24 protein-coding genes are annotated in these 19,313 nt (G+C 64.3%); 20 read left to right on the top strand and 4 right to left on the bottom strand.

Translation table 11 applies throughout. The features are described from left to right. Both J2X62_RS18805 and J2X62_RS18800 read left to right on the top strand, forming a co-directional pair. The gene (locus J2X62_RS18805) at positions 1-1,299 is read left to right on the top strand and encodes an O-acetylhomoserine aminocarboxypropyltransferase/cysteine synthase family protein (RefSeq protein WP_027498073.1); all 1,299 of its coding nucleotides are present in this window, start codon (positions 1-3) and stop codon (positions 1,297-1,299) included. Then, entirely contained in the window at positions 1,296-1,781 is a 486-nt protein-coding gene (locus tag J2X62_RS18800; protein ID WP_057472841.1) for a CoA-binding protein, read from the top strand. Before J2X62_RS18805 ends, J2X62_RS18800 begins: the two co-directional genes overlap by 4 nt. A 3-nt stretch (positions 1,782-1,784) precedes the next feature. Here the strand turns inward: J2X62_RS18800 and J2X62_RS18795 are convergent, their stop codons facing one another. After that, the gene (locus J2X62_RS18795) at positions 1,785-2,546 is read right to left on the bottom strand and encodes an SDR family oxidoreductase (RefSeq protein ID WP_032390520.1); all 762 of its coding nucleotides are present in this window, start codon (positions 2,544-2,546) and stop codon (positions 1,785-1,787) included. A 61-nt stretch (positions 2,547-2,607) separates the two neighbouring features. Between J2X62_RS18795 and J2X62_RS18790 the strand changes: the two genes are divergently transcribed. From J2X62_RS18790 to J2X62_RS18770, 5 genes are all read left to right on the top strand, one after another. Further along, entirely contained in the window at positions 2,608-3,192 is a 585-nt protein-coding gene (locus tag J2X62_RS18790) for a TetR/AcrR family transcriptional regulator (RefSeq protein ID WP_032369641.1), read from the top strand. Positions 3,193-3,364: 172 nt separating this feature from the next. Then, positions 3,365-3,796, top strand: a complete 432-nt coding sequence (locus J2X62_RS18785; protein ID WP_310182543.1) for a DUF1810 domain-containing protein — start codon at positions 3,365-3,367, stop codon at positions 3,794-3,796. Between the two features lie 10 nt (positions 3,797-3,806). Continuing rightward, entirely contained in the window at positions 3,807-4,262 is a 456-nt protein-coding gene (locus tag J2X62_RS18780; RefSeq protein ID WP_032383855.1) for a 6,7-dimethyl-8-ribityllumazine synthase, read from the top strand. A 28-nt stretch (positions 4,263-4,290) separates the two neighbouring features. Next, a complete protein-coding gene (locus J2X62_RS18775) occupies positions 4,291-4,659 on the top strand; it encodes a DUF4440 domain-containing protein (protein WP_310182541.1) in 369 nt (122 codons plus the stop codon). 116 nt (positions 4,660-4,775) lie between these two features. Continuing rightward, positions 4,776-6,143 (top strand): DUF222 domain-containing protein, encoded by a 1,368-nt coding sequence (locus J2X62_RS18770; RefSeq protein WP_310182539.1) that lies wholly within the window; start codon positions 4,776-4,778, stop codon positions 6,141-6,143. Positions 6,144-6,252: 109 nt separating this feature from the next. On the opposite strand, the gene dapD is transcribed toward J2X62_RS18770, so the two are convergent. Then, positions 6,253-7,206, bottom strand: coding sequence for a 2,3,4,5-tetrahydropyridine-2,6-dicarboxylate N-succinyltransferase (gene dapD / locus J2X62_RS18765; RefSeq protein WP_094718716.1), 954 nt, complete (start codon positions 7,204-7,206; stop codon positions 6,253-6,255). 204 nt (positions 7,207-7,410) lie between these two features. On the opposite strand from dapD, the gene J2X62_RS18760 reads away from it, so the two are divergent. The 6 genes from J2X62_RS18760 to J2X62_RS18735 all read left to right on the top strand — a co-directional run bounded on the left by J2X62_RS18760 (position 7,411) and on the right by J2X62_RS18735 (position 12,848). Next, positions 7,411-7,554: a hypothetical protein gene (locus J2X62_RS18760; protein ID WP_179275110.1), complete on the top strand. Its 144-nt coding sequence runs from the start codon at positions 7,411-7,413 to the stop codon at positions 7,552-7,554. Positions 7,555-7,623: 69 nt separating this feature from the next. Next, on the top strand, positions 7,624-8,544 hold the full coding sequence (locus J2X62_RS18755; protein ID WP_310182537.1) for a hypothetical protein: 921 nt from the start codon (positions 7,624-7,626) through the stop codon (positions 8,542-8,544). A gap of 10 nt (positions 8,545-8,554) precedes the next feature. Next, complete coding sequence (dapE, locus tag J2X62_RS18750) at positions 8,555-9,640, top strand: succinyl-diaminopimelate desuccinylase (RefSeq protein WP_032365377.1); 1,086 nt, start codon at positions 8,555-8,557, stop codon at positions 9,638-9,640. A 10-nt stretch (positions 9,641-9,650) separates the two neighbouring features. Next, the gene (locus tag J2X62_RS18745) at positions 9,651-10,421 is read left to right on the top strand and encodes a TIGR00730 family Rossman fold protein (protein ID WP_222061508.1); all 771 of its coding nucleotides are present in this window, start codon (positions 9,651-9,653) and stop codon (positions 10,419-10,421) included. Beyond that, positions 10,418-10,981, top strand: coding sequence for a TIGR00730 family Rossman fold protein (locus J2X62_RS18740; protein ID WP_230074810.1), 564 nt, complete (start codon positions 10,418-10,420; stop codon positions 10,979-10,981). The genes J2X62_RS18745 and J2X62_RS18740 overlap by 4 nt, the downstream gene beginning before the upstream one ends. Before the next feature lie 91 nt (positions 10,982-11,072). Beyond that, positions 11,073-12,848: a long-chain-acyl-CoA synthetase gene (locus tag J2X62_RS18735; RefSeq protein WP_094718718.1), complete on the top strand. Its 1,776-nt coding sequence runs from the start codon at positions 11,073-11,075 to the stop codon at positions 12,846-12,848. Here J2X62_RS18735 and J2X62_RS18730 read toward each other — a convergent pair. After that, on the bottom strand, positions 12,838-13,482 hold the full coding sequence (locus J2X62_RS18730) for a TetR/AcrR family transcriptional regulator (protein ID WP_051365251.1): 645 nt from the start codon (positions 13,480-13,482) through the stop codon (positions 12,838-12,840). The two genes, J2X62_RS18735 and J2X62_RS18730, sit on opposite strands and share 11 nt — an antisense overlap. Before the next feature lie 54 nt (positions 13,483-13,536). Here J2X62_RS18730 and J2X62_RS18725 point away from each other — a divergent pair, with 54 nt between their 5' ends. The 7 genes from J2X62_RS18725 (at position 13,537) to J2X62_RS18695 (ending at position 18,131) form a co-directional block, all read left to right on the top strand. Beyond that, positions 13,537-13,974 carry an ester cyclase gene (locus J2X62_RS18725; RefSeq protein WP_045840750.1) on the top strand — a complete coding sequence of 146 codons (438 nt, stop codon included), beginning with the start codon at positions 13,537-13,539 and terminating at the stop codon, positions 13,972-13,974. Beyond that, complete coding sequence (gene folP, locus J2X62_RS18720) at positions 13,971-14,831, top strand: dihydropteroate synthase (protein WP_032375486.1); 861 nt, start codon at positions 13,971-13,973, stop codon at positions 14,829-14,831. The genes J2X62_RS18725 and folP overlap by 4 nt, the downstream gene beginning before the upstream one ends. After that, a complete protein-coding gene (locus J2X62_RS18715; RefSeq protein WP_027498057.1) occupies positions 14,828-15,757 on the top strand; it encodes a glucosyl-3-phosphoglycerate synthase in 930 nt (309 codons plus the stop codon). Before folP ends, J2X62_RS18715 begins: the two co-directional genes overlap by 4 nt. A gap of 55 nt (positions 15,758-15,812) precedes the next feature. Beyond that, a complete protein-coding gene (locus J2X62_RS18710) occupies positions 15,813-16,226 on the top strand; it encodes a DivIVA domain-containing protein (protein WP_052055088.1) in 414 nt (137 codons plus the stop codon). Next, complete coding sequence (locus J2X62_RS18705) at positions 16,223-16,831, top strand: DNA-3-methyladenine glycosylase I (protein WP_371832748.1); 609 nt, start codon at positions 16,223-16,225, stop codon at positions 16,829-16,831. Before J2X62_RS18710 ends, J2X62_RS18705 begins: the two co-directional genes overlap by 4 nt. A 96-nt stretch (positions 16,832-16,927) precedes the next feature. Then, the gene (locus J2X62_RS18700) at positions 16,928-17,095 is read left to right on the top strand and encodes a DUF3117 domain-containing protein (protein WP_008714277.1); all 168 of its coding nucleotides are present in this window, start codon (positions 16,928-16,930) and stop codon (positions 17,093-17,095) included. Between the two features lie 157 nt (positions 17,096-17,252). Then, positions 17,253-18,131: a putative RNA methyltransferase gene (locus J2X62_RS18695; protein WP_310182516.1), complete on the top strand. Its 879-nt coding sequence runs from the start codon at positions 17,253-17,255 to the stop codon at positions 18,129-18,131. Here J2X62_RS18695 and glgA read toward each other — a convergent pair. Next, a complete protein-coding gene (glgA, locus tag J2X62_RS18690; RefSeq protein ID WP_032369634.1) occupies positions 18,101-19,264 on the bottom strand; it encodes a glycogen synthase in 1,164 nt (387 codons plus the stop codon). The genes J2X62_RS18695 and glgA overlap by 31 nt on opposite strands. Positions 19,265-19,313 lie beyond the last annotated feature (49 nt).

Here is a 19,313-nt window from a genome sequence, read left to right as displayed (position 1 = left end):
ATGAGCGAGCGAACATTCGGCCTGCGTACCAGAGCAATTCACGCCGGCGCGCGGCCCGACTCGGCAACCGGTTCGCGTGCGGTGCCGATCTATCAAACGGCGAGCTACGTGTTCGAGGATTCTGCTGACGCAGGGGATCTGTTCGCTCTGCAGAAGTACGGCAACGTCTACAGCCGCATCGGTAACCCGACGGTCGCCGCCTTCGAGGAGCGCATCGCGAGCCTCGAAGGCGGCATCGGGGCGGTCGCGTTCGCCAGCGGGCTCGCGGCCGAGTTCGCGGTGTTCGCCGCGCTGGCCGGCACCGGTGATCACATCGTCGCGGCAGCCGGACTCTACGGCGGAACCGTGACGCAACTCGACGTCACACTGCGGCGCTTCGGCGTCGAGACCACCTTCGTTCCCGGCACGGACCCGGCCGATTATGCGGCGGCGGTAACAGATTCGACCAAGTTGATCTACGCGGAGGTCATCGGTAACCCCTCCGGTGAGATCGCCGATCTCGAGGGTCTCGCCGCGGTCGCGCACGATCATGGGATCCCGCTGGTGGTCGACGCGACGATGGCGACACCGTGGTTGAGCCGGCCGATCGAGTTCGGAGCCGACATCGTCATTCACTCGGCAACGAAGTTTCTCGGCGGTCACGGCTCCACGCTCGGCGGCGTCGTGGTGGAGTCCGGTCGATTCGATTGGGGCCGGGGCAAGTTCCCGCAGATGACCGAGCCGGTGGCCTCGTACGGGGGCCTGTCGTGGTGGGGCAACTTCGGGGAGTACGGATTTCTCACCAAATTGCGCAGTGAGCAACTGCGCGACATCGGTGCAGCACTGGCTCCGCACTCTGCCTTCACGCTGATCCAGGGCGTCGAGACGTTGCCGCAGCGCATGGACGCGCACGTGGCCAATGCGCGCGTCGTCGCCGAGTGGCTCGAGTCGGACCCACGCATCGAGTACGTGAGATGGGCTGGATTGCAGAGTCATTCGCACCACGATCGCGCCGCGAAATATCTGCCCTCGGGTCCGGGCGCGGTGTTCGCATTCGGCATCGAAGGTGGTCGCGACGCCGGCCGAACGTTCGTCGAGAGCGTCCAGGTGGCCAGTCACGTCGCGAACATCGGCGACGTACGCACCCTGGTCATCCACCCGGCCAGCACCACCCACCGACAGCTCAGCGATGATCAACTGGCCGGCGCGGGGGTGGGGCCCGAACTCATTCGGATCAGTGTCGGCCTCGAAGACGGCGAGGACCTGCTGTGGGATCTCGATCAGGCCTTGACGCTGGCAACCGGGAAGGCGCGGTCATGAGCGAACGAACCTGGCAGGGACCCTCCGCTCAGGACCGTCAGCGGATCCTGCGTGAGACGAAAACCGTCGCGATCGTCGGTGCGTCCAAGAACCCGTCGCGAGCAAGCTATTTCGTCAATCGGTATCTGTCCTCGACAAGCAACTACGAAATATTTCTCGTCAATCCGACGGTCTCGGACATCGAAGGAACGACCGTCTATTCGACTCTCGCGGATCTACCGAAAAGTCCGGACCTGGTCGACGTCTTTCGCAAGTACGACGATCTCCCGGATGTGTTGAGCGAAACCATTGCTGCGCAGGCGAAGACGATCTGGTTGCAGCTCGGGTTGTGGCACGAGCAGGTTGCCCACGACGCCGAGGCGGCGGGACTGAACGTCGTCATGGACCGGTGCCTCAAGATCGAACACGCCCGCTTCCACGGCGGGCTGCACTTGGCCGGATTCGACACGGGAGTGATCGATTCGCGTCGACCGCGGGGTTAGGGGTCAGGCCTTCAGTAGGCGACCGCTGATTATCGCGGCCAACGATCGTGGCGCGAGACGCACACTGCCGGCGCTGATCTTGTTGGAAAGACCGGACACGACGCTGGCAGGGGTACGGCGAGAGTCCAAGGCGCGCATGGCCGTCGAGACCACCTGCTCGGAGGTCTGGAAGTTGCCCACTGCGGCATCCTCGGATCCGACGACGTCGAAGAACTCGGTGCGCGTCGGGCCGGGGGAGAGAGCGAGGATCTTCAGCGGTGACGTGCGGTACTCGTAGGCGAGCGCCTCGGTGAAGTTCAGTACGAACGCCTTCGTCGCCCCGTATACCGCCATGTTCGGAGTGGGCTGATACGCAGCGGTACTCGCGATGTTGATCAACGCGCCGGTCAGATTCGGCAGAAACGCATGTGTCAGATCCACCAGCGCGCTGACGTTCAATGCGATTTCCGACGCCACCCGCGCCGGATCCTCGTCGCGAAAGCGCCCGTGGGTCCCGAATCCTGCATTGTTGACCAGCGTAGTGGGTGTTATCCCTTTGTCGGCCAAGTTCTTTCGTAGTGACTCGCCGATGCCCGGTACGCCCAGGTCCATGGCGACGGCGGTCGCGGTGACGCCATGGTCTGCTTCGATGCGGCGGGCAAGTGTCTCGAGTCGGTCCGCCCGTCGTGCCACGAGGACGACGTTCTCGCCGCGTGCGGCAAAGCGATGTGCGAATTCCTCGCCGAGGCCGGAGCTCGCCCCGGTGATGAGTGCTGTGGATGTCATGCGAGCAAATGTAGGCACTGTCAGCATTGTTGTCAACGCCAACATCGCCTAGGGTGAGTCCATGGCAACGGAGCGCTACCACCACGGTGATCTGCGCGCGGTGCTCCTGGAGGAGGCCGAGCAGAGCATCGCCCGCGACGGCGTGGATGCGCTGTCGCTGCGGCAGTTGGCCCGAGACGTGGGTGTCAGTCACGCAGCCCCTGCGCGCCACTTTCGCGACAAGCAAGCACTGCTGGATGCGTTGGCGCTGCACGGCTTTCAGGAAATGAATCGGCGAATGGTCGACGCGGCCACCGGTCCGGGAGAGCTGCTGGCCAAGTTTCGTGGTGTCGCCCGCGCCTACCTGGGTTTTGCCGTCGAACATCCACAGCTACTGGACGTCATGTACAGCACCAAGCATCACCCCGAGGCCAGCGAACAACTCAAAGACGTTGCGCACGAAAGCATGGCGGCGACGGAATCCTTGCTGCACGCTGCGATGGACGCGGGAGTCATCACCGAAGCATCGCCTGCCGTCCTCGCCCGCGTCGCGTTCGCGAGCGTCCACGGACTCGCCGTGCTCGCCGCCGGCGACCTCCTCGACGGCATGCCTGCCGATGACCTACTCGACGCCACGGTCGACACCCTGCTCCGCGGATTCACCTGACCGGGTCGTTCCGCAGGCTCCACTCTTGCCATCGGGTCGTTCCGCAGGCTCCACTCCCACCCGTCCGAGTCGTTCCGCAGGCTCCACTCCTGCCATCGGGGCATTCCGCGGGCTCCACTCCCACCATCGGGTCATTCCGCGGGCTCCACTCCTGTGTCGCTAAGTTGTCGGTATGACCGAATACGACCTGCAACGCTTCGTCGACGCCCAGGATCCCGTCTGGAACGTCGTGGTCAAGGAGTTGAAGGCAGGTCGGAAGCAGACGCACTGGATGTGGTTCGTGTTTCCGCAGTTGGCCGGCCTGGGCCGTAGTGCCACCGCTCAGCACTTCGGCATCGCAGACCTGACCGAGGCCGAACTGTACCTGTCCCACGAAGTTCTCGGGCCACGCCTGAAGAAAGCCGCGCAGCTCACTCTTGCGGTCGAGGGCAGCACGGTCGACGAGATCTTCGGTTACCCGGACAATCAGAAGCTGCAGTCCTCCATGACGCTTTTCGCCGAAGCTACCAAGGGGCAGTCCGTTTTCGTCGAAGTGTTGCAGAAGTATTTCTCCGGCGAATTCGATGGCGCAACACTCGACTTGCTCGACGAGCGATACCGCTAGCATCGCATCCATGACCACTCCACTCGCCGGATCCATTGCCTTCGTCCATGCCACCTGGCACCTGGACATCGTCGATCGTGCGCGGGTGGGTTTCTCCGCCGAACTCGAGCAGTTGGGCCATGCCGACACCGCGGTCGACGTCTTCGAGGTGCCCGGAGCATTCGAGATCCCGCTGCACGCGCAGCGGCTCGCCAGAACCGGAAAGTATGCGGCGATCGTCGCCGCAGCGCTCGTCGTGGACGGCGGAATCTACCGACACGACTTCGTCGAAACGGCGGTGATCGACGGGCTGATGCGGGTGCAGCTCGACACCGACGTCCCCGTGTTCTCGGTGGTTCTGACTCCTCATCACTTCCACGAACACGCCGATCACAACGCCTTCTTCACCGCGCACCTCGAAACCAAGGGTGCCGAGGCCGCGCGCGCCGTGGTGAAGACACTGGCTTCGCTCGGAACCATCGGCTGACGCTGCCGCAGGCAGATCGGTGGTCGACGTGCGATCCGTGCTCGCGGAGCTCGAACGGCGGGAACCGATCTTTCACCGCCGTGAGTACGGCATCACGCGTGACGATTTCGATCGTCTGACCGATGTCGATTTCTGGGAGGTCGGTGCGTCCGGTACCCGATACGACCGTGACGAGGTGTGGGCCGTTCTCGAGAAGCGCTATCGACAGGACCCGTCAGGAGACCACGACGTCGACTGGGAAACCAGCGATTTCGAGGTCCGTGAGATCGCCTCGGACACGTACCTGTTGACGTACTCGCTGCTGCAGATGGACAGACGCACCCGGCGAGCGACACTCTGGCAGCGACAGGCAGGGGAGTGGACGATTCTGTATCACCAGGGGTCCCTCGTGCAGTAGGTCATCCTCTTAGCATGTACCACCGACAGGTTCCGGCTCGCGAATCCTTATGCACAGCAATAGTTTTCGATTGCACTATGGTTGCCAGTCGAACACTTGTTCGATACACTTGGTCCATGACGACGGAGATTTGGCAACTGAGCGAGGCAGAACTCCTCGCCGACGCTGCTGATGTCTCCCACAAGATCCAACTGTTGGAGGCCCGGCGGATCGCCCTCGTCGCCGACATCGACACCCGCGTCAGCCGGGAGAAACTCGGCTTCCCCGGGCCCGCCGGGTGGCTGACCTCCACCACCCTCCTCACCCCCAGCAAAGCCACCAAGATCGTTGCCCTCGCCCGCGGACTGAAGAACTTCCCCGACATCGCCGACGCAGTGGACACCGGCGTCATGTCCGTCGACAACGCCGCCCTGATCCTCACCTTCGCTGAAACACCACCGAAGAACCTCCCGCAAGAGGGCCGCGACATCGCCCGCAAAGCCATGATCACCGCAGCAACCGGGCCTGGGGCACGCACCGACAACATCCGAGAAGCGATCACCAAACTCGAAGACACCTACGGCAGCGACAAGCCGCCCCCTGAGGACACCGACCGCAACGAACTGTTCGCATCGAAGATGCTCAATCAACGCCTGTGCCTCAAGGCCGACTTCGATGCCGTCACCGCGGAAAAGCTCTTCACCGCACTCTCACCGCTGACCGAACCTCGGCCCGCAGCCGACGGCACCCCCGACGAACGCAGTCCTGCGAGGCGACGCGCCGACGCATTCGAGCAGATCCTCGACCACTTCCTCGCCTCGAAGGATCGCCCCACCGAAGGCGGAGAGAGACCCCACGTCAACCTCCACATCCGGTTGCAGGACCTCCAGAGCCTGAGCGGCCAGAGCAGTGACGACATCACCGACGACGAAACCACCCGCGCTACAACAGAATTCGACTCGGACCTGGTCGACCCGGTCGACATCGACACCACAGCAGAAACCAACAACGAGGCCGGTTCAGTGACTGCGGATCGTGGCGCATATCGGGACCTGTTCGGCGACGGCACCACCGTCGGCTGGCTGCCGTGGATGGGCCCGCTCTCCCGCAACACCTCTCGCCAACTGGCCTGCGATTGCCTTCTCACCGCCATCGTCATGGACGAGAACGGCAACCCACTCAACCTCGCCCGCACCGCTCGTACCGTCACCGCGAAACAGAAACACGCCTTGACGGCCCGCGATCACGGCTGTGCGTTCCCCGGCTGCGGCAAACCCGCCGCCTGGACCGAAGGTCACCACATCTGGCACTGGGCCGATGGTGGCCCCACCGACATGAACAACCTCGTCCTCCTGTGCGGATTTCATCACCGACTCATCCACCACTCCGATTGGGAAGTGTTCATCGGCAGCGATCAACACCCCTGGTTCGTACCCCCGGCCACCGTCGACCCCTACCGACAACCCAGGCCATCCCACGCCCGAGCCGGCCCCCACATCGCATAAGTCCGCGCTAACACGCACCAGCCCCACACAAATACACCAGCCCCGCACCGAGAACACGGTGCGGGGCTGGAGAGATTGTCCGTCTGATCGATTGGAGTCGATCAGGCTCTCAGTCGTTGGCGTGCAGCGCAGCGTTCAGCTCGACGCCGGTGCCCTTCCACGGCACAACCTCGACCGCACCCGAGAGCGAGTTACGACGGAACAGGAGGTTGGACTTGCCGCTCAGCGTCGCCGCCTTCACCACAGTTCCATCCGGTCCACTGACCTTCGTTCCGGCGGTGATGTACAGCCCCGCCTCGACGACGCAGTCGTCACCGAGTGAAATGCCGAGTCCGGAGTTGGCACCGAGCAGGCAGCTCTTGCCGACGGAGATGACGTTCTTGCCGCCACCGGACAGCGTGCCCATGATCGACGCACCGCCGCCCACGTCGGAACCGTCACCCACCACGACGCCCGCGGAGATGCGTCCCTCGACCATCGAGTTACCGAGCGTGCCTGCATTGAAGTTGACGAAGCCCTCGTGCATGACCGTCGTTCCACTCGCGAGGTGCGCGCCGAGACGCACACGGTCGGCGTCGGCGATGCGGACGCCGGTGGGAACGACGTAATCGACCAGACGCGGGAACTTGTCCACGCCGTACACCGTCACCTGGCCGCGGGCACGCAGCTTCGCACGCACAGTCTCGAAGCCCTCGACCGCTGCGGGTCCGAAGTTGGTCCAGACGACGTTGGAGAGCAGTCCGAACAGCCCGTCGAGATTCTGACCGTGCGGCTCGACCAGGCGATGCGACAGCAGATGCAGTCGTAGGTACGCGTCGTGGGCGTCGATCGGAGCATCGTCCAGAGATGCGATGTTGGTGCGCACTGCGACGACCTCGACGCCGCGCGCCTCGTCCGCACCGACCAGCGCGGCCAGCTCCGCGGGGATGTCGGATCCTTCGAGTCGAGTCGTGCCGGCCTCGAGTCCCGACCCGAACTCCGGGCTCGGAAACCAGGTGTCGAGAACTACGCCCGACGTCGTGATGTTGGCAATACCTACTGCTGTTGCTCCCTGTGCACTCACGGCTCGAAGAATACGCGGTGGTGCGTCGTGCGTGGTTCGGTGACTGGGCGCCGCAGGTTCCCAGGTGATTTCCGGGCATACCGACCGGCGGTAGTCGCCGGTTCGGTCACGACGGCGGTTCGTTATCCGTTCGACTGACGAGCGTGACCACATCGGGATTCGCGGAGACCGGCCCGGGGCCGGTGGGCTGACAGAGTGACGACAATGACCACCCGCAGGATTTCGCACGGAAGAGGAGCAGTGTCGATGATGGCCGACGGGATGTCGTTCACCGGGTTGGTGGCAACCTTCGCTTCGACCATCATTCTCGGAGTCGCTTTCGGCTTGGTTGTCGCCGAGGCGTGGTAGAAATGCCCATCGGCTGACAGGGGGTCGCCGTAGGCGGGGGATTCCGTGAGTTCGAGCAGGTCAATAGCTATGCGTTCGATAATCTCGGTGGTCGCTGCATCACTCCTGGCGGTGACCGGCGTAGTTGCCGGTTCCGGCACCGCAGCTGCCGCACCCAACTGCGCCGGAGTCGGCGGGAAGTCGGCAGAGGTCGCGAAAATTCCGGGGGCTGCGCTGGAGGGGCTTGCCGTCGATGGGTCGGGCCGCGCGTATGTCACCGATATCGTCTCGGGCCGGGTGTACCGCATCGACGCACCTGGACAGCCCGCGTACCCCATTGCGAAGGTTCCCAGCGGCGGCGGCGGAGCTCTGGCGTGGATGCCCGACGGGACGCTCCTGGTCGGTTACGGTGCCGATCCCCGTGTATTCGTCGGAGACGTCGTCAAGGCCGCCGGCATCGTTCGACTCGACATCGACACCCTTGCCGTCACTCCCTTTGCGAAGGGACTCAGTGCTGCCAACGGACTCGCGGTCGCGGCCGACAGAACCGTCTACGCCACCAACGACTTCGGTTCGCTCATCGGTCGCATCAGCCCCGACGGTTCTGTCGACCCGAGCTGGGCGCGCTTGCCGAGCGCCAACGGCGCGGTGCTCGATGCCGCTGGGAAATATCTCTACGTCTCTCGGACGTTCGTGAACGCGGGCGTCAGTCGAATCCCGATTGCGAATCCGTCGGCACCGGAAGACCTGCTCGATCTGAAGGGGCTCGATTCGTTGGCTGCCCCGGACGGTCTCACTCTCGACGCCGCCGGCCGTCCGGTGGTACCGCTCAATGCAGGCGGTTCCGTCGTCCGCATCGATGCTCCGGGGGTCACCTGCGTGATCGGTACCGGCACTCGGTTGACCAGTGTCGTCTCCTACGGTCGCTCCGAGCAGGGGTTTTCGAGCGGAAGATTGTTCGGCGCAGGCTTCGACGGCGTGGTCCGCGAGATTCCGGGGCCCAAAGCCTAGGGTTGTCGCCGTGACGCTCGATTTGCATGCCGACCCGATAGACCTCACCGCAGCGCTGGTGGACATCCCCAGTGTCAGTGAGGACGAGGCGCGTATCGCCGACGAGGTGGAGCAGGCACTTCGCGAGCAGACCACGGGCTTCGAGATAATTCGGAGCGGCAACGCCGTCCTGGCCAGAACCAACCGCGGGCTGGGTTCACGGGTGATGCTTGCCGGTCATCTCGACACCGTGCCGATAGCCGACAACGTCCCGTCGAGGCGCGAGCACGAGAGCGCCGAGGGGGACATCCTGCACGGCTGCGGGACCGTCGACATGAAGTCGGGCGATGCGGTGTTTCTTCACCTCGCCGCGACGATCGACAACCCGGCACACGACCTGACTCTGGTGTTCTACGACTGCGAGGAGATTGCTGCCTCACGCAACGGTCTCGGTCGCATCGAACGTGAGCTACCCGAATGGCTGAACGCCGATGTCGCGATTCTGGGCGAACCGTCCGGCGGGTTCATCGAAGCCGGTTGCCAAGGGACACTGCGTGTTCGGCTGACGGCGTCGGGAACCCGAGCGCACAGTGCCCGATCCTGGCTGGGCGACAACGCCATTCACAAGTTCGGTGCGGTGCTCAATCGGCTGGCGGCCTACCACGCTCGCAGCGTCGATATCGATGGATGTGTATATCGCGAAGGGCTGCAAGCAGTTCGGATCGCAGGCGGGGTGGCGGGCAATGTTGTCCCCGATGCCGCCGAGCTCGACGTCAATTTCCGTTTCGCACCGGACCGCAGTGTCGACGAGGCCGTCGAGCATGTCCGTGAGGTGGTCGACGGACTCGATCTCGGGTTCGAGGTGACCGACTCGTCACCGGGTGCGCTGCCCGGTCTGAACCAGCCTGCTGCCGCTGCCCTCATCGAGGCAGCGGGAGGACAGTTCCGGGCCAAGTACGGCTGGACCGACGTCTCCCGGTTCTCCGCCCTCGGCATACCCGCAGTCAACTACGGACCGGGCGATCCCAACCTCGCCCACAAGCGCGACGAGCGCGTCCCGGTCGAACAGATCACCCACGTCACACAGGTTCTACGGAGCTACCTCTCCGCCGGATAGCCTGAACGCCATGAACAGTGTCGACGACCCAGGTAGTTACGAACAGATCGGCAGCGAAAAGCCGGCCAAACACAAGGGATCCGTCGTACTGCGCCGCAGTCGAAACACCGAGACGTCCACCTCGGATCAGCGCCTGCTCGACGAACGCGGATCCGGAAACTGGATTCATTCGGATACCTGGCGCGTGCTGCGTATTCAGAGCGAATTCGTCGAAGGCTTCGGTGCTCTGGCCGAGGTGCCGCGAGCGGTGACGGTGTTCGGTTCGGCGCGCACACCCGTCGACCATCCCGAATACGAGCGGGCGCGTGAACTCGGAGCTGCTCTGGCGCGTGAAGGCTTCGCCGTGATCACCGGCGGCGGTCCCGGTGTGATGGAGGGCGCGAACCGCGGCGCGAGCGAGGCCGACGGGTACTCCATCGGACTGGGCATCGAGCTGCCGTTCGAGCAGGGCCTCAACGACTGGGTCGATCTCGGTGTCAATTTTCGATACTTCTTCGTGCGCAAGACCATGTTCGTCAAGTACTCCCAAGCGTTCGTGTGCCTGCCCGGAGGCTTCGGTACTCTCGACGAACTCTTCGAGGCGCTCACACTCGTGCAGACCGCGAAGGTCACACGATTCCCGATCGTGTTGCTGGGCAAGGACTTCTGGTCGGGATTGCTCGACTGGATCAAGACCACTCTCGTGAAAGAAGGCAAGGTGTCCGAGAAGGACCTCGACCTCATCCATTGCACCGACAGCGTCGACGAGGCCGTCCGCATCGTCCGGGAGGCCCAGCAGTGAGCGTGCAGCCGGTCGGCGTTTCGGGGATCAGCGTGTGTGTCTACTGCGCATCGGGACCGGTCGACGCGTCGTTCATCGATCTGGCGCGTGAGGTCGGTACCGAGATCGGTCGACGTGGTTGGCAGCTGGTGTCGGGCGGCGGCAACGTCTCGATGATGGGCGCGGTGGCCGCGGCGACACGCGCAGCCGGAGGCAACACCGTCGGTGTCATCCCGAAAGCGCTCGTGCACCGCGAGGTCGCCGACGTCGATGCCGACGAGTTGATCGTCACCGACACGATGCGTGAGCGGAAGAAGATCATGGAGGACCGAGCCGACGCGTTCATCACGTTGCCCGGCGGCATCGGAACGCTCGAAGAACTGTTCGAGACGTGGACGGCCGGCTATCTGGGCATGCACAGCAAGCCGATGGTGATGCTCGATCCGTTCGGGCACTTCGACGGCCTGATGCAGTGGATCGACGGTCTGAGCTCCACCGGGTTCGTGCAGCAACGAGCCCTCGACGCGCTCGTGCGCACCACTTCTGTCGACGAGGCCCTGGACGTGTGCGGCGCGTTGTGAAAGTTCACCAACCGAGCCCGCCTGACGAAGTGCTGGAAGTTGTTACTCTCTAGTAGGGTTAGTTATCTCACATCGTCTCAAAGGGGAGCTCATGGCTGTCGATGCCCGTCAGAAAATCGGAGTGACCGACCTCGCGGTCGCGTTGCCGAAAATGGTGACGGAGGTGCCGAGCCTGCTCAAGGGGCTGGCGGGCTTCACCCGCAAGCCCGACCACAAGGTCTCCATCGGACTGATTTTCCAGGACGCGGCAGCCAAGAACAGCACTCGACCGTTCGTCCGTTTCGAGGGTGAGTCGATCTCCTACAAGGATGCGAACGCGCTGGTCAATCAGTACGCCGCAGTGTTCACCGACCGGGGTGTCGTACGCGGCGACGTCGTCGGTGTGCTGAGCAAGAACCGCCCCGAGGCGCTGTTCGCGGCGCTGGCTGCCGTGAAGCTCGGTGCCACCGCAGGCATGCTCAACTACAACCAGCGCGGCGACGTGCTCGAGCACAGCCTCGGAATTCTCGAAGCGAAGGTGCTGGTCCTAGACGAGAACGCGCAGGAAGCGCTGGATTCTCTGGACGGCGAGCCCAAGGTCGGGTCGGTGTTGCCGCTGAAGGAGCTCGGCGAGCTAGCCGCGAAGGCGTCGACGGCCAACCCGTCGGTCACCGCGGAGATCCAGGCCAAGGAGAAGGCGTTCTACATCTTCACCTCGGGAACGACGGGCATGCCCAAGGCCAGCCTGATGAGCCACTTCCGTTGGCTCAAGTCGATGTCGGGCCTGGGCAACATGGGCGTGCGACTGCGCGGCGACGACGTCATCTACTGCTGCCTTCCGCTTTATCACAACAACGCGCTGACGGTGACGCTGTCCTCGGTGCTCGCCGGCGGCGCGACGATGGCCATCGGTAAGCAGTTCTCGGTGAGCAACTTCTGGGAAGACATTCGCGTCAACAAGGCCACGGCGTTCACCTACATCGGTGAGCTCTGCCGGTACCTGCTCACGCAGCCGAAGAAGGATTCCGACCGGGACAACTCGGTCAAGCTGATCGTCGGCAACGGACTGCGACCGGAGATCTGGGAGGAGTTCACCGAGCGATTCGGTATCTCCCGCGTCGCGGAGTTCTACGGTGCCAGCGAATGCAACATCGCCTTCATCAACGCACTGAACATGAAGAAGACTGCCGGAATCTGCCCGTTGCCGTATGCCGTGGTGCAGTACGACGAAGAGTCGGGCAAGGCCAAGCGCGGCCACGACGGCAAGCTCCGCAAGGTCGGTAACGGTGAAGTGGGCCTGCTGCTGTCCAAGATCACCGACCGGGCTCCGTTCGACGGGTATTCCGACGACAAGGCCACCGAGAAGAAGATGGTGCGCGACGGGTTCAAGGACGGTGACGCGTGGTTCGACACCGGCGACCTCGTTCGCAAGCAGGGCTGGATGCACGTCGCATTCGTCGACCGACTGGGAGACACTTTCCGCTGGAAGGGCGAGAACGTCGCCACGACCCAGGTCGAGGGTGCACTCGGTAGCCACCCGGCAGTGGACGGTGCCGTCGTCTACGGCGTCGATATCGAGGGTGCCGACGGCAAGGCCGGTATGGCTGCGGTGACCCTGCGCGACGGTGAGTCCTTCGACGGCAAGTCGTTCGCCGAGCACCTCTACGACAAGCTGCCGACCTACGCGGTGCCGCTGTTCGTACGCATCGTCGACAGCCTCGAGCAAACCTCGACGTTCAAGAGCCAGAAGGTCGCTCTACGCAAGCTGGGGTTCCAGGAAGACGGTGACAGCGAACTCCACGTGCTGCGCGGCAAGTCCGGTGGCTACGAGAAGTTCTACGACGGCTACGTCGACGAGGTTGCCGCCGGCAAGGCCCCTAAGGGGTAACCAGCAAGCTCGAGGCGAGGGTGGCCTCGAGCCATCGTGCGTAGCGGTCGGTCGTCCAACCCGACCGCTCGCACAACATTCGGTGCATTTCGGGGCTGGTCAGGGCCCAGATGGTGGTTCCTGCCGTTTCGAGGTCAACGGCCAGATCTCCACGTGCCCCGATCCACTCGGCGATCTGCATCATCGCCGATCTGCGTTGTCGGTCCTGGATATCGCGTCGTAGTGCTGCGATGTCCTCGTCGACGGCAGCCGCGCTGAGCAAGATGTCGTCGACCGCTCTGATTCGCGCGACCTGTTCGGCGATTCCTGACGCGAACATGCGGAGCTGCGTGCGTTGATCGAGTTCGTCGCGCACGGCCGATGCTGATGAGCGCTGCATGATCGGCGTCGGGTCGGTGTCTCCGCCGATGTCCAGATCCACCATTTCTCTGAGCAGCGTGCGCTTGTTCTTGAAGACGTGGAAGACGGTGTCCGCCGAGACACCTGCCGCGGCGGCGATCGACGGGACCGAGGTTGTGCCGTATCCGTGGGCGAGGAAGAGTCCGCGCGCGGCCTCGATGATGCGGAGTCGGGTGCCTTCGGCCTGCTGTTGCCGCACGGCGGAGTTGTAGGTCCTCTTGACGTTTTCGGTCATCGGGTCGAGTATATGCATATTGATCCGAGTGCCACTTGAACGAATCGGGGCGTCATGGATATCCAACAGGCGAAAGATCGAGTGGGACGGGTCTTCGAGGACGGATTCGGGCGGGGTGATCTCTCGACGGTGGATGCAGCACTCGCAGCGAGCGCTGTCGACCGGCACGCTTTCGGACAGGACGAACCGGATATGGCGGCACACCTCAAAGGTGCGATCGCGATGTTCCGTTCTGCGATGCCGGACCTGCGCGTGACGATCGGTGATCTTTTCGGGGAAGGAGACCGAATCGCCGCGCGGGTCGAGATGGAGGGAACCCACACGGGCTCGCCTCTGTTCGGCGTGCCATCCTCGGGGCTGCCCGTTGCGCTCGAACAGTTCCACGTCATCGAGCTCGACGCCGACGGACGTGGTGCCCGGCACTGGGCGAATGTGGGTGCCGACACCATCGCGCTCGGGCACCTCCGCCGAAATGCCACTATGGATGAATGAGCACTCTGTGCGGTAAGCCGGTCGCCGACGATCGAGCTCTGGTCATGGCGATCGTCAATCGCACCCCCGACTCGTTCTACGACGGGGGCGCGAATTTCTCCGACGATGCAGCGATGGCGTCCGTGCACAGGGCTGTTGCCGAGGGTGCCGACATGGTCGATATCGGCGGCGTCAAAGCAGGCCCCGGTGATCTCGTCGACGCGGCGGAGGAGATCCGCCGCGTCGTGCCGTTCGTCGAAGCGATCCGGGGTGCGTATCCGGATCTGCTGATCAGTGTCGATACCTGGCGTAGCGAGGTTGCTCGCCTGGCCTGCGGTGTGGGAGCCGATCTGATCAACGACACCTGGGCCGGAGCCGATCCCGAGTTGGTGCGCGTCGCCGCTGCCGAGGGAGTCGGGATCGTCTGCTCGCACACCGGCGGTGCCGTTCCGCGGACCCGTCCGCACCGGGTTCGGTACACCGACGTCGTGGCCGATGTGGTCGCGGAAGTCACCGCAGCTGCCGACAATGCCGTCGCGGAGGGGGTGAAGAAGGATTCGATTCTGATCGATCCGACCCACGATTTCGGGAAAAACACCTATCACGGGCTCGAGTTGTTGCGTCGCGTGGACGTTCTTGTAAACACCGGGTGGCCTGTGCTCATGGCGCTGAGCAACAAGGACTTCGTAGGCGAGACTCTAGGGGTAGAGCTCGCCGACCGGTTGGAGGGAACATTGGCAGCGACAGCATTGGCCGCAGCAGGCGGAGCCCGGATGTTCCGGGTGCACGAGGTTGCGTCGACCAGAAGAGTCGTCGACATGGTGGCAGCGATCCAGGGACGACGAACCCCGGCGCGGACGGTCAGGGGGCTGGCATGACACTGGCCGATCGAACGGACGTGACCCGAATGTGGTCCGAGACCAACAGCTGGGACACCCCCGAATGGACCATCGCCGAGCTCGAGGCCGCCAAGGCGGGCCGCACGGTGTCGGTGGTGCTTCCGGCGCTGAACGAGGAACAGACGGTGGCCGCCGTCATCGACACCATCCACCCGTTGCTCGGTGGCCTCGTCGACGAACTGATCGTGCTCGACTCGGGCTCGACGGACGAGACGGCAGTGCGCGCGAGAGCGGCCGGTGCCCGTGTCATCAGTCGCGAGGAGGCAGTACCAGGGCTCGATCCGGTACCGGGCAAGGGCGAGGTGCTGTGGCGATCGGTCGCGGCGTCGACGGGTGATCTCATCGCCTTCGTCGATTCCGATCTGATCAATCCCGACCCCGCGTTCGTGCCGAAACTGCTCGGACCACTACTGATGGGCGACGGTATCCATCTCGTCAAGGGCTACTACCGACGTCCACTTCGAGTCAGTGGCACCGAGGACGCCAACGGCGGTGGACGCGTCACCGAGTTGGTGGCTCGACCCTTGCTCGCGGCGCTGCGCCCGGAGTTGACCGGCGTGATTCAGCCGCTGGGCGGGGAGTACGCGGGCACTCGTGAGTTGTTGTCCGCGGTGCCCTTCGCGCCCGGTTACGGCGTCGAGATCGGCCTGCTTCTCGACACGTACGACCGGCTCGGTCTGCAGGCCATCGGACAGGTGAACCTGGGAGTGCGAAAGCATCGCAATCGGCCGCTGGTCGAACTCGGGGCAATGAGTCGGCAGATCGTCGGAACGATGCTGAACCGGTGCGGCATGGTCGATTCCGGTGCCGGACTGATGCAGTTCCGCGTGGCAGGGGATTCGTTCGAGCCGTTCTCGACCGAAGTGTCGTTGGCCGATCGACCGGCGATGAACTCGCTGATCTGACCGACCACCAGGTGCGTCCGGCCGACGTGTCGGACAGCCGTGACAAGATCGTGGCATGTTGACGCTGTTGATCTACATCATCGTCATTGCAGTCGTCGCTGCGGCGTTGTTCTTCATCGCCGCAGCGGTGTTCGGTCGCGGTGAAGAGCTGGGGCCGTTGCCCGAGGGAACCACCGCAACAGTGCTGCCGGCCGAAGGAGTCACTGGTGCCGATGTGCGCGCGTTGAAGTTCCAGCAGACGTTGCGGGGTTACAAGCCCAGCGAAGTCGACTGGGCTCTCGAGCGCCTGGGCGGCGAGATAGACATGCTGCGGTCACGGCTGTCCGCGGCGCAGGAGTCAGGTTCTCGATCCCCGCTGTCGGGGCAGCCCGGCAGTGCGGGCTTCACGGATAGTTCTGGCCTCACCGACAGTGCCGGCCTCACGGATAGTTCGGGCGTCACAGGCACGGTCGAGTCGGACGAACGGTGAGCGCAGTCGCGGGGCCGGACGGCAAGCTGCGCTGCCCGTGGGGTGCCACCGACGACGAGCTGTATCGCACCTATCACGACACGGAGTGGGGGCAGCCGCTGCACGGCCGCAATGAGCTCTACGAGCGCCTGTGTCTGGAAGCGTTTCAGTCGGGCCTGGCGTGGATCACGATCCTGCGCAAGCGGGAAAGCTTCCGCACTGCTTTCGCCGGATTCGATCCCGACGCAGTGGCCCGCTTCGACGACGCCGATGTGGAGCGATTGATGAGCGACGCGTCGATCGTGCGGAATCGGCTCAAGATCGAGGCGGCGGTGAGCAACGCTCGCGCGATCGTCGACCTCGACGACACCGATCTCGACACTCTGCTGTGGTCTTTCGCGCCGGAGCCCAGGTCACAGCGGCCCACGGAGTCCACCGACGTGCCCGCGTCGACACCCGAATCGACGGCGTTGGCCAAAGAGCTCAAACGCCGCGGGCTACGGTTCGTCGGTCCGACTACCGCCTACGCATTGATGCAGGCCACCGGAATGGTCGACGATCACCTGTCGAGGTGTTGGGTGCAGGTCACGAATACCGACTCAGGTTCCCCCCATCGACGGCGATAGGGAAGAATGGCACAGGACACTCCGTCGCCCCGCGACGAATTTATCTTTTAGGCCGAGGCGCCGAGCAGGTGGGCGCAGATCTGGAGGGAGCAGAGGATGGCGGCGATGAAGCCCCGGACCGGGGACGGTCCCCTCGAAGCAACCAAAGAGGGACGAGGAATCGTCATGCGTGTCCCGCTCGAGGGGGGCGGCCGTTTGGTCGTCGAATTGACCCCCGACGAGGCCGCGGCACTCGGTGACGAACTGAAGGGCGTCACCGGCTGATCGCCACGTCGATCGATCATCGCTCAGCCCCGCTCGCCGCACCGGCCAGCGGGGCTTTGTGTTGTCATCAGCGGTGTTGTTTTCAGCGATGTTGTGATCGGCAGGTCGTTTCCGGGGGAGTGCCGAAGAATCTGTCTCGATACGAAAGAGGTGCTCGATGCTGACCGACGTCGTCGATCTGCTGGTCTGCCCACAGTGCCGCGTCCGTGAGGTCGAGTCGGGCCTGGGCCTCGGGGAGACCGATCGAAGTTTGTGGTGCGATCGTGGTCATTCGTTCGACGTGGCCCGGCAGGGGTACGTCAGCCTGTTGACCGGCGACGGCGGCAAGTTCACCGGTGATTCGGCCGAGATGGTCACAGCCCGTGAGAAGTTCCTCGGTGGCGGTCATTTCGAGCACATCGCGGCGGCGGTGTCGGCGGCTGTTCCGTCCGAGTCGGACGTGGTCCTCGATGTCGGGGTCGGCACCGGGTATTACCTCGCGGGTGTCCTGGACGCGCGTCCGGCCGCGCTGGGGGTCGGGGTGGACGTGTCCAAGTTCGCGGCGCGCCGAGCCGCGCGGTCGCATCCGCGGCTCGGGTGCGTCGTCGCGGACATCTGGAGCGGGCTACCGATTCGGGCGGGTGCCGTGTCTGCGGTGACGTGTGTGTTCTCGCCGCGCAATGCCGGTGAACTGCATCGGGTTCTCGGCGACGACGGCACGTTGGTGGTCGTCACGCCGACGTCGCGGCATCAGCGAGAACTGCGCGGGCCGCTGGGGCTGATCGGCGTCGAAGAGGACAAGACCCGTCGGCTCGGTGAGTCGCTGTCGGGTCTGTTCGAGTCGGTGGCCGAGACCCCGCTCGAGTACTCGATGATGCTCTCGCACAACGACATCGAGGAACTCATCTGTATGGGGCCGTCGATTCGGCACGGTGACCCCGACGCGCGGTCCGCGGCGCTGAAGAATTTGCCCGACACCGTCCCGGTCACGGCGTCGGTGACGGTGTCGACTTACCGAAAGGTGTCTCAGCCCCGACGCGCCAGCGCGTCGTTGTAGACGGCGAGGGTCTGCTTCGCGATCGACGCCCACGAGAATTCGGCAACGGCCCGCTCGCGGCCGTCCTTGCCCATCGCCGTCGCCAGTGCGGGGTCGAGAGCGACCTCGTTGACTGTGTCGGCGAGGGTTCGCTCGAAGACGTCGGGCTCGTACGAGTTGTAGTGCACCAGCCGTCCGGTGCGGCCGTCGTCGACGACCTCGGGGATGCCGCCGACGTCCGACGCCACGACGGCGGTTTCGCAGGCCATCGCCTCGAGGTTGACGATGCCGAGCGGCTCGTACACCGATGGGCAGACGAATACTGCTGCGGCCGAAAGGATTTGGCGAATCTTGTCGGTGGGGAGCATGTCCTTGACCCAGAAGACCCCGCTGCGTTGCTCGGCCAATAACGCCACTGCGCGTTCGGTTTCTGCGGCGATCGCCGGAGTGTCGGGCGCGCCCGCGCATAGGACGAGCTGAATCGACGGATCGAAATAGTGTGCCGCGGCGATGAGGTGACCCACGCCCTTCTGCCGAGTGATGCGGCCGACGAACGCGACGATCGGCTTGCTGGGATCCACCCCGATCTCGTCGAGAGTCGACGTGCCGTGATCGGCGTACCACCGCTCGGTGTCGATCCCGTTGCGCACCACGTGGACTCGACTCGGGTCGAGGCGCGGATAAGCGTCGAGCACGTCCTTGGCCATGCCCTCGCTGACGGCGATGACGGCGTCGGCGTATTCCACCGCGTTCTTTTCCGACCACGACGAGATGCGGTAACCGCCGCCCAGCTGTTCGGCCTTCCACGGCCGCCGGGGCTCGAGAGAGTGCGCGGTGAGGATGTGCGGTACGCCGTACAGCTCGGCGGCGAGGTGACCGGCGAGGCCGGTGTACCAGGTGTGCGAATGCACCACGTCCGCTCCCGCTGCCGCGTTGGCCATGCGCAGTTCCGCCGACAACGTCGTCAGTGCTGCGTTGGCTCCGGCGAGTGCCGGATCGGGATCGTGCACCTGTGCGGTGTCGCGCGGAGCTCCCATGCAGTGGATGTCCACCTCGCACAGCGACTTCAGCTGCGCAGTCAACTCCGTGACATGAACTCCTGCGCCACCGTAGATCTCCGGCGGGTATTCCTTGGTCATCATCGCTACTCGCACGTGAACGAACCTACATTCCCCGGCAGTTGTGCGTGTACTGGTAGCAAGG

The organism is Rhodococcus sp. 3258 (assembly GCF_031456475.1).
In the GTDB taxonomy this organism is placed as follows: Bacteria; Actinomycetota; Actinomycetes; order Mycobacteriales; family Mycobacteriaceae; genus Rhodococcoides; species Rhodococcoides fascians.
The sequence above is the reverse complement of the archived record's forward strand: the minus strand, read 5'-3'. Positions and strand labels throughout refer to the sequence as shown.

Bases quoted from the DNA above. Each gene is read 5' to 3' on its own strand.
- J2X62_RS18725 (WP_045840750.1), top strand. From the start codon at position 13,537: ATGGATATCCAACAGGCGAAAGATCGAGTGGGACGGGTCTTCGAGGAC.
- J2X62_RS18695 (WP_310182516.1), top strand. From the start codon at position 17,253: ATGCTGACCGACGTCGTCGATCTGCTGGTCTGCCCACAGTGCCGCGTC.
- J2X62_RS18715 (WP_027498057.1), top strand. From the start codon at position 14,828: ATGACACTGGCCGATCGAACGGACGTGACCCGAATGTGGTCCGAGACC.
- J2X62_RS18760 (WP_179275110.1), top strand. From the start codon at position 7,411: ATGACCACCCGCAGGATTTCGCACGGAAGAGGAGCAGTGTCGATGATG.
- J2X62_RS18800 (WP_057472841.1), top strand. From the start codon at position 1,296: ATGAGCGAACGAACCTGGCAGGGACCCTCCGCTCAGGACCGTCAGCGG.
- J2X62_RS18745 (WP_222061508.1), top strand. From the start codon at position 9,651: ATGAACAGTGTCGACGACCCAGGTAGTTACGAACAGATCGGCAGCGAA.
- J2X62_RS18770 (WP_310182539.1), top strand. From the start codon at position 4,776: ATGACGACGGAGATTTGGCAACTGAGCGAGGCAGAACTCCTCGCCGAC.
- J2X62_RS18790 (WP_032369641.1), top strand. From the start codon at position 2,608: ATGGCAACGGAGCGCTACCACCACGGTGATCTGCGCGCGGTGCTCCTG.
- J2X62_RS18755 (WP_310182537.1), top strand. From the start codon at position 7,624: ATGCGTTCGATAATCTCGGTGGTCGCTGCATCACTCCTGGCGGTGACC.
- J2X62_RS18730 (WP_051365251.1), bottom strand. From the start codon at position 13,482: ATGACCGAAAACGTCAAGAGGACCTACAACTCCGCCGTGCGGCAACAG.
- J2X62_RS18735 (WP_094718718.1), top strand. From the start codon at position 11,073: ATGGCTGTCGATGCCCGTCAGAAAATCGGAGTGACCGACCTCGCGGTC.
- J2X62_RS18795 (WP_032390520.1), bottom strand. From the start codon at position 2,546: ATGACATCCACAGCACTCATCACCGGGGCGAGCTCCGGCCTCGGCGAG.
- J2X62_RS18780 (WP_032383855.1), top strand. From the start codon at position 3,807: ATGACCACTCCACTCGCCGGATCCATTGCCTTCGTCCATGCCACCTGG.
- J2X62_RS18710 (WP_052055088.1), top strand. From the start codon at position 15,813: ATGTTGACGCTGTTGATCTACATCATCGTCATTGCAGTCGTCGCTGCG.
- folP (WP_032375486.1), top strand. From the start codon at position 13,971: ATGAGCACTCTGTGCGGTAAGCCGGTCGCCGACGATCGAGCTCTGGTC.
- J2X62_RS18700 (WP_008714277.1), top strand. From the start codon at position 16,928: ATGGCGGCGATGAAGCCCCGGACCGGGGACGGTCCCCTCGAAGCAACC.
- J2X62_RS18805 (WP_027498073.1), top strand. From the start codon at position 1: ATGAGCGAGCGAACATTCGGCCTGCGTACCAGAGCAATTCACGCCGGC.
- J2X62_RS18785 (WP_310182543.1), top strand. From the start codon at position 3,365: ATGACCGAATACGACCTGCAACGCTTCGTCGACGCCCAGGATCCCGTC.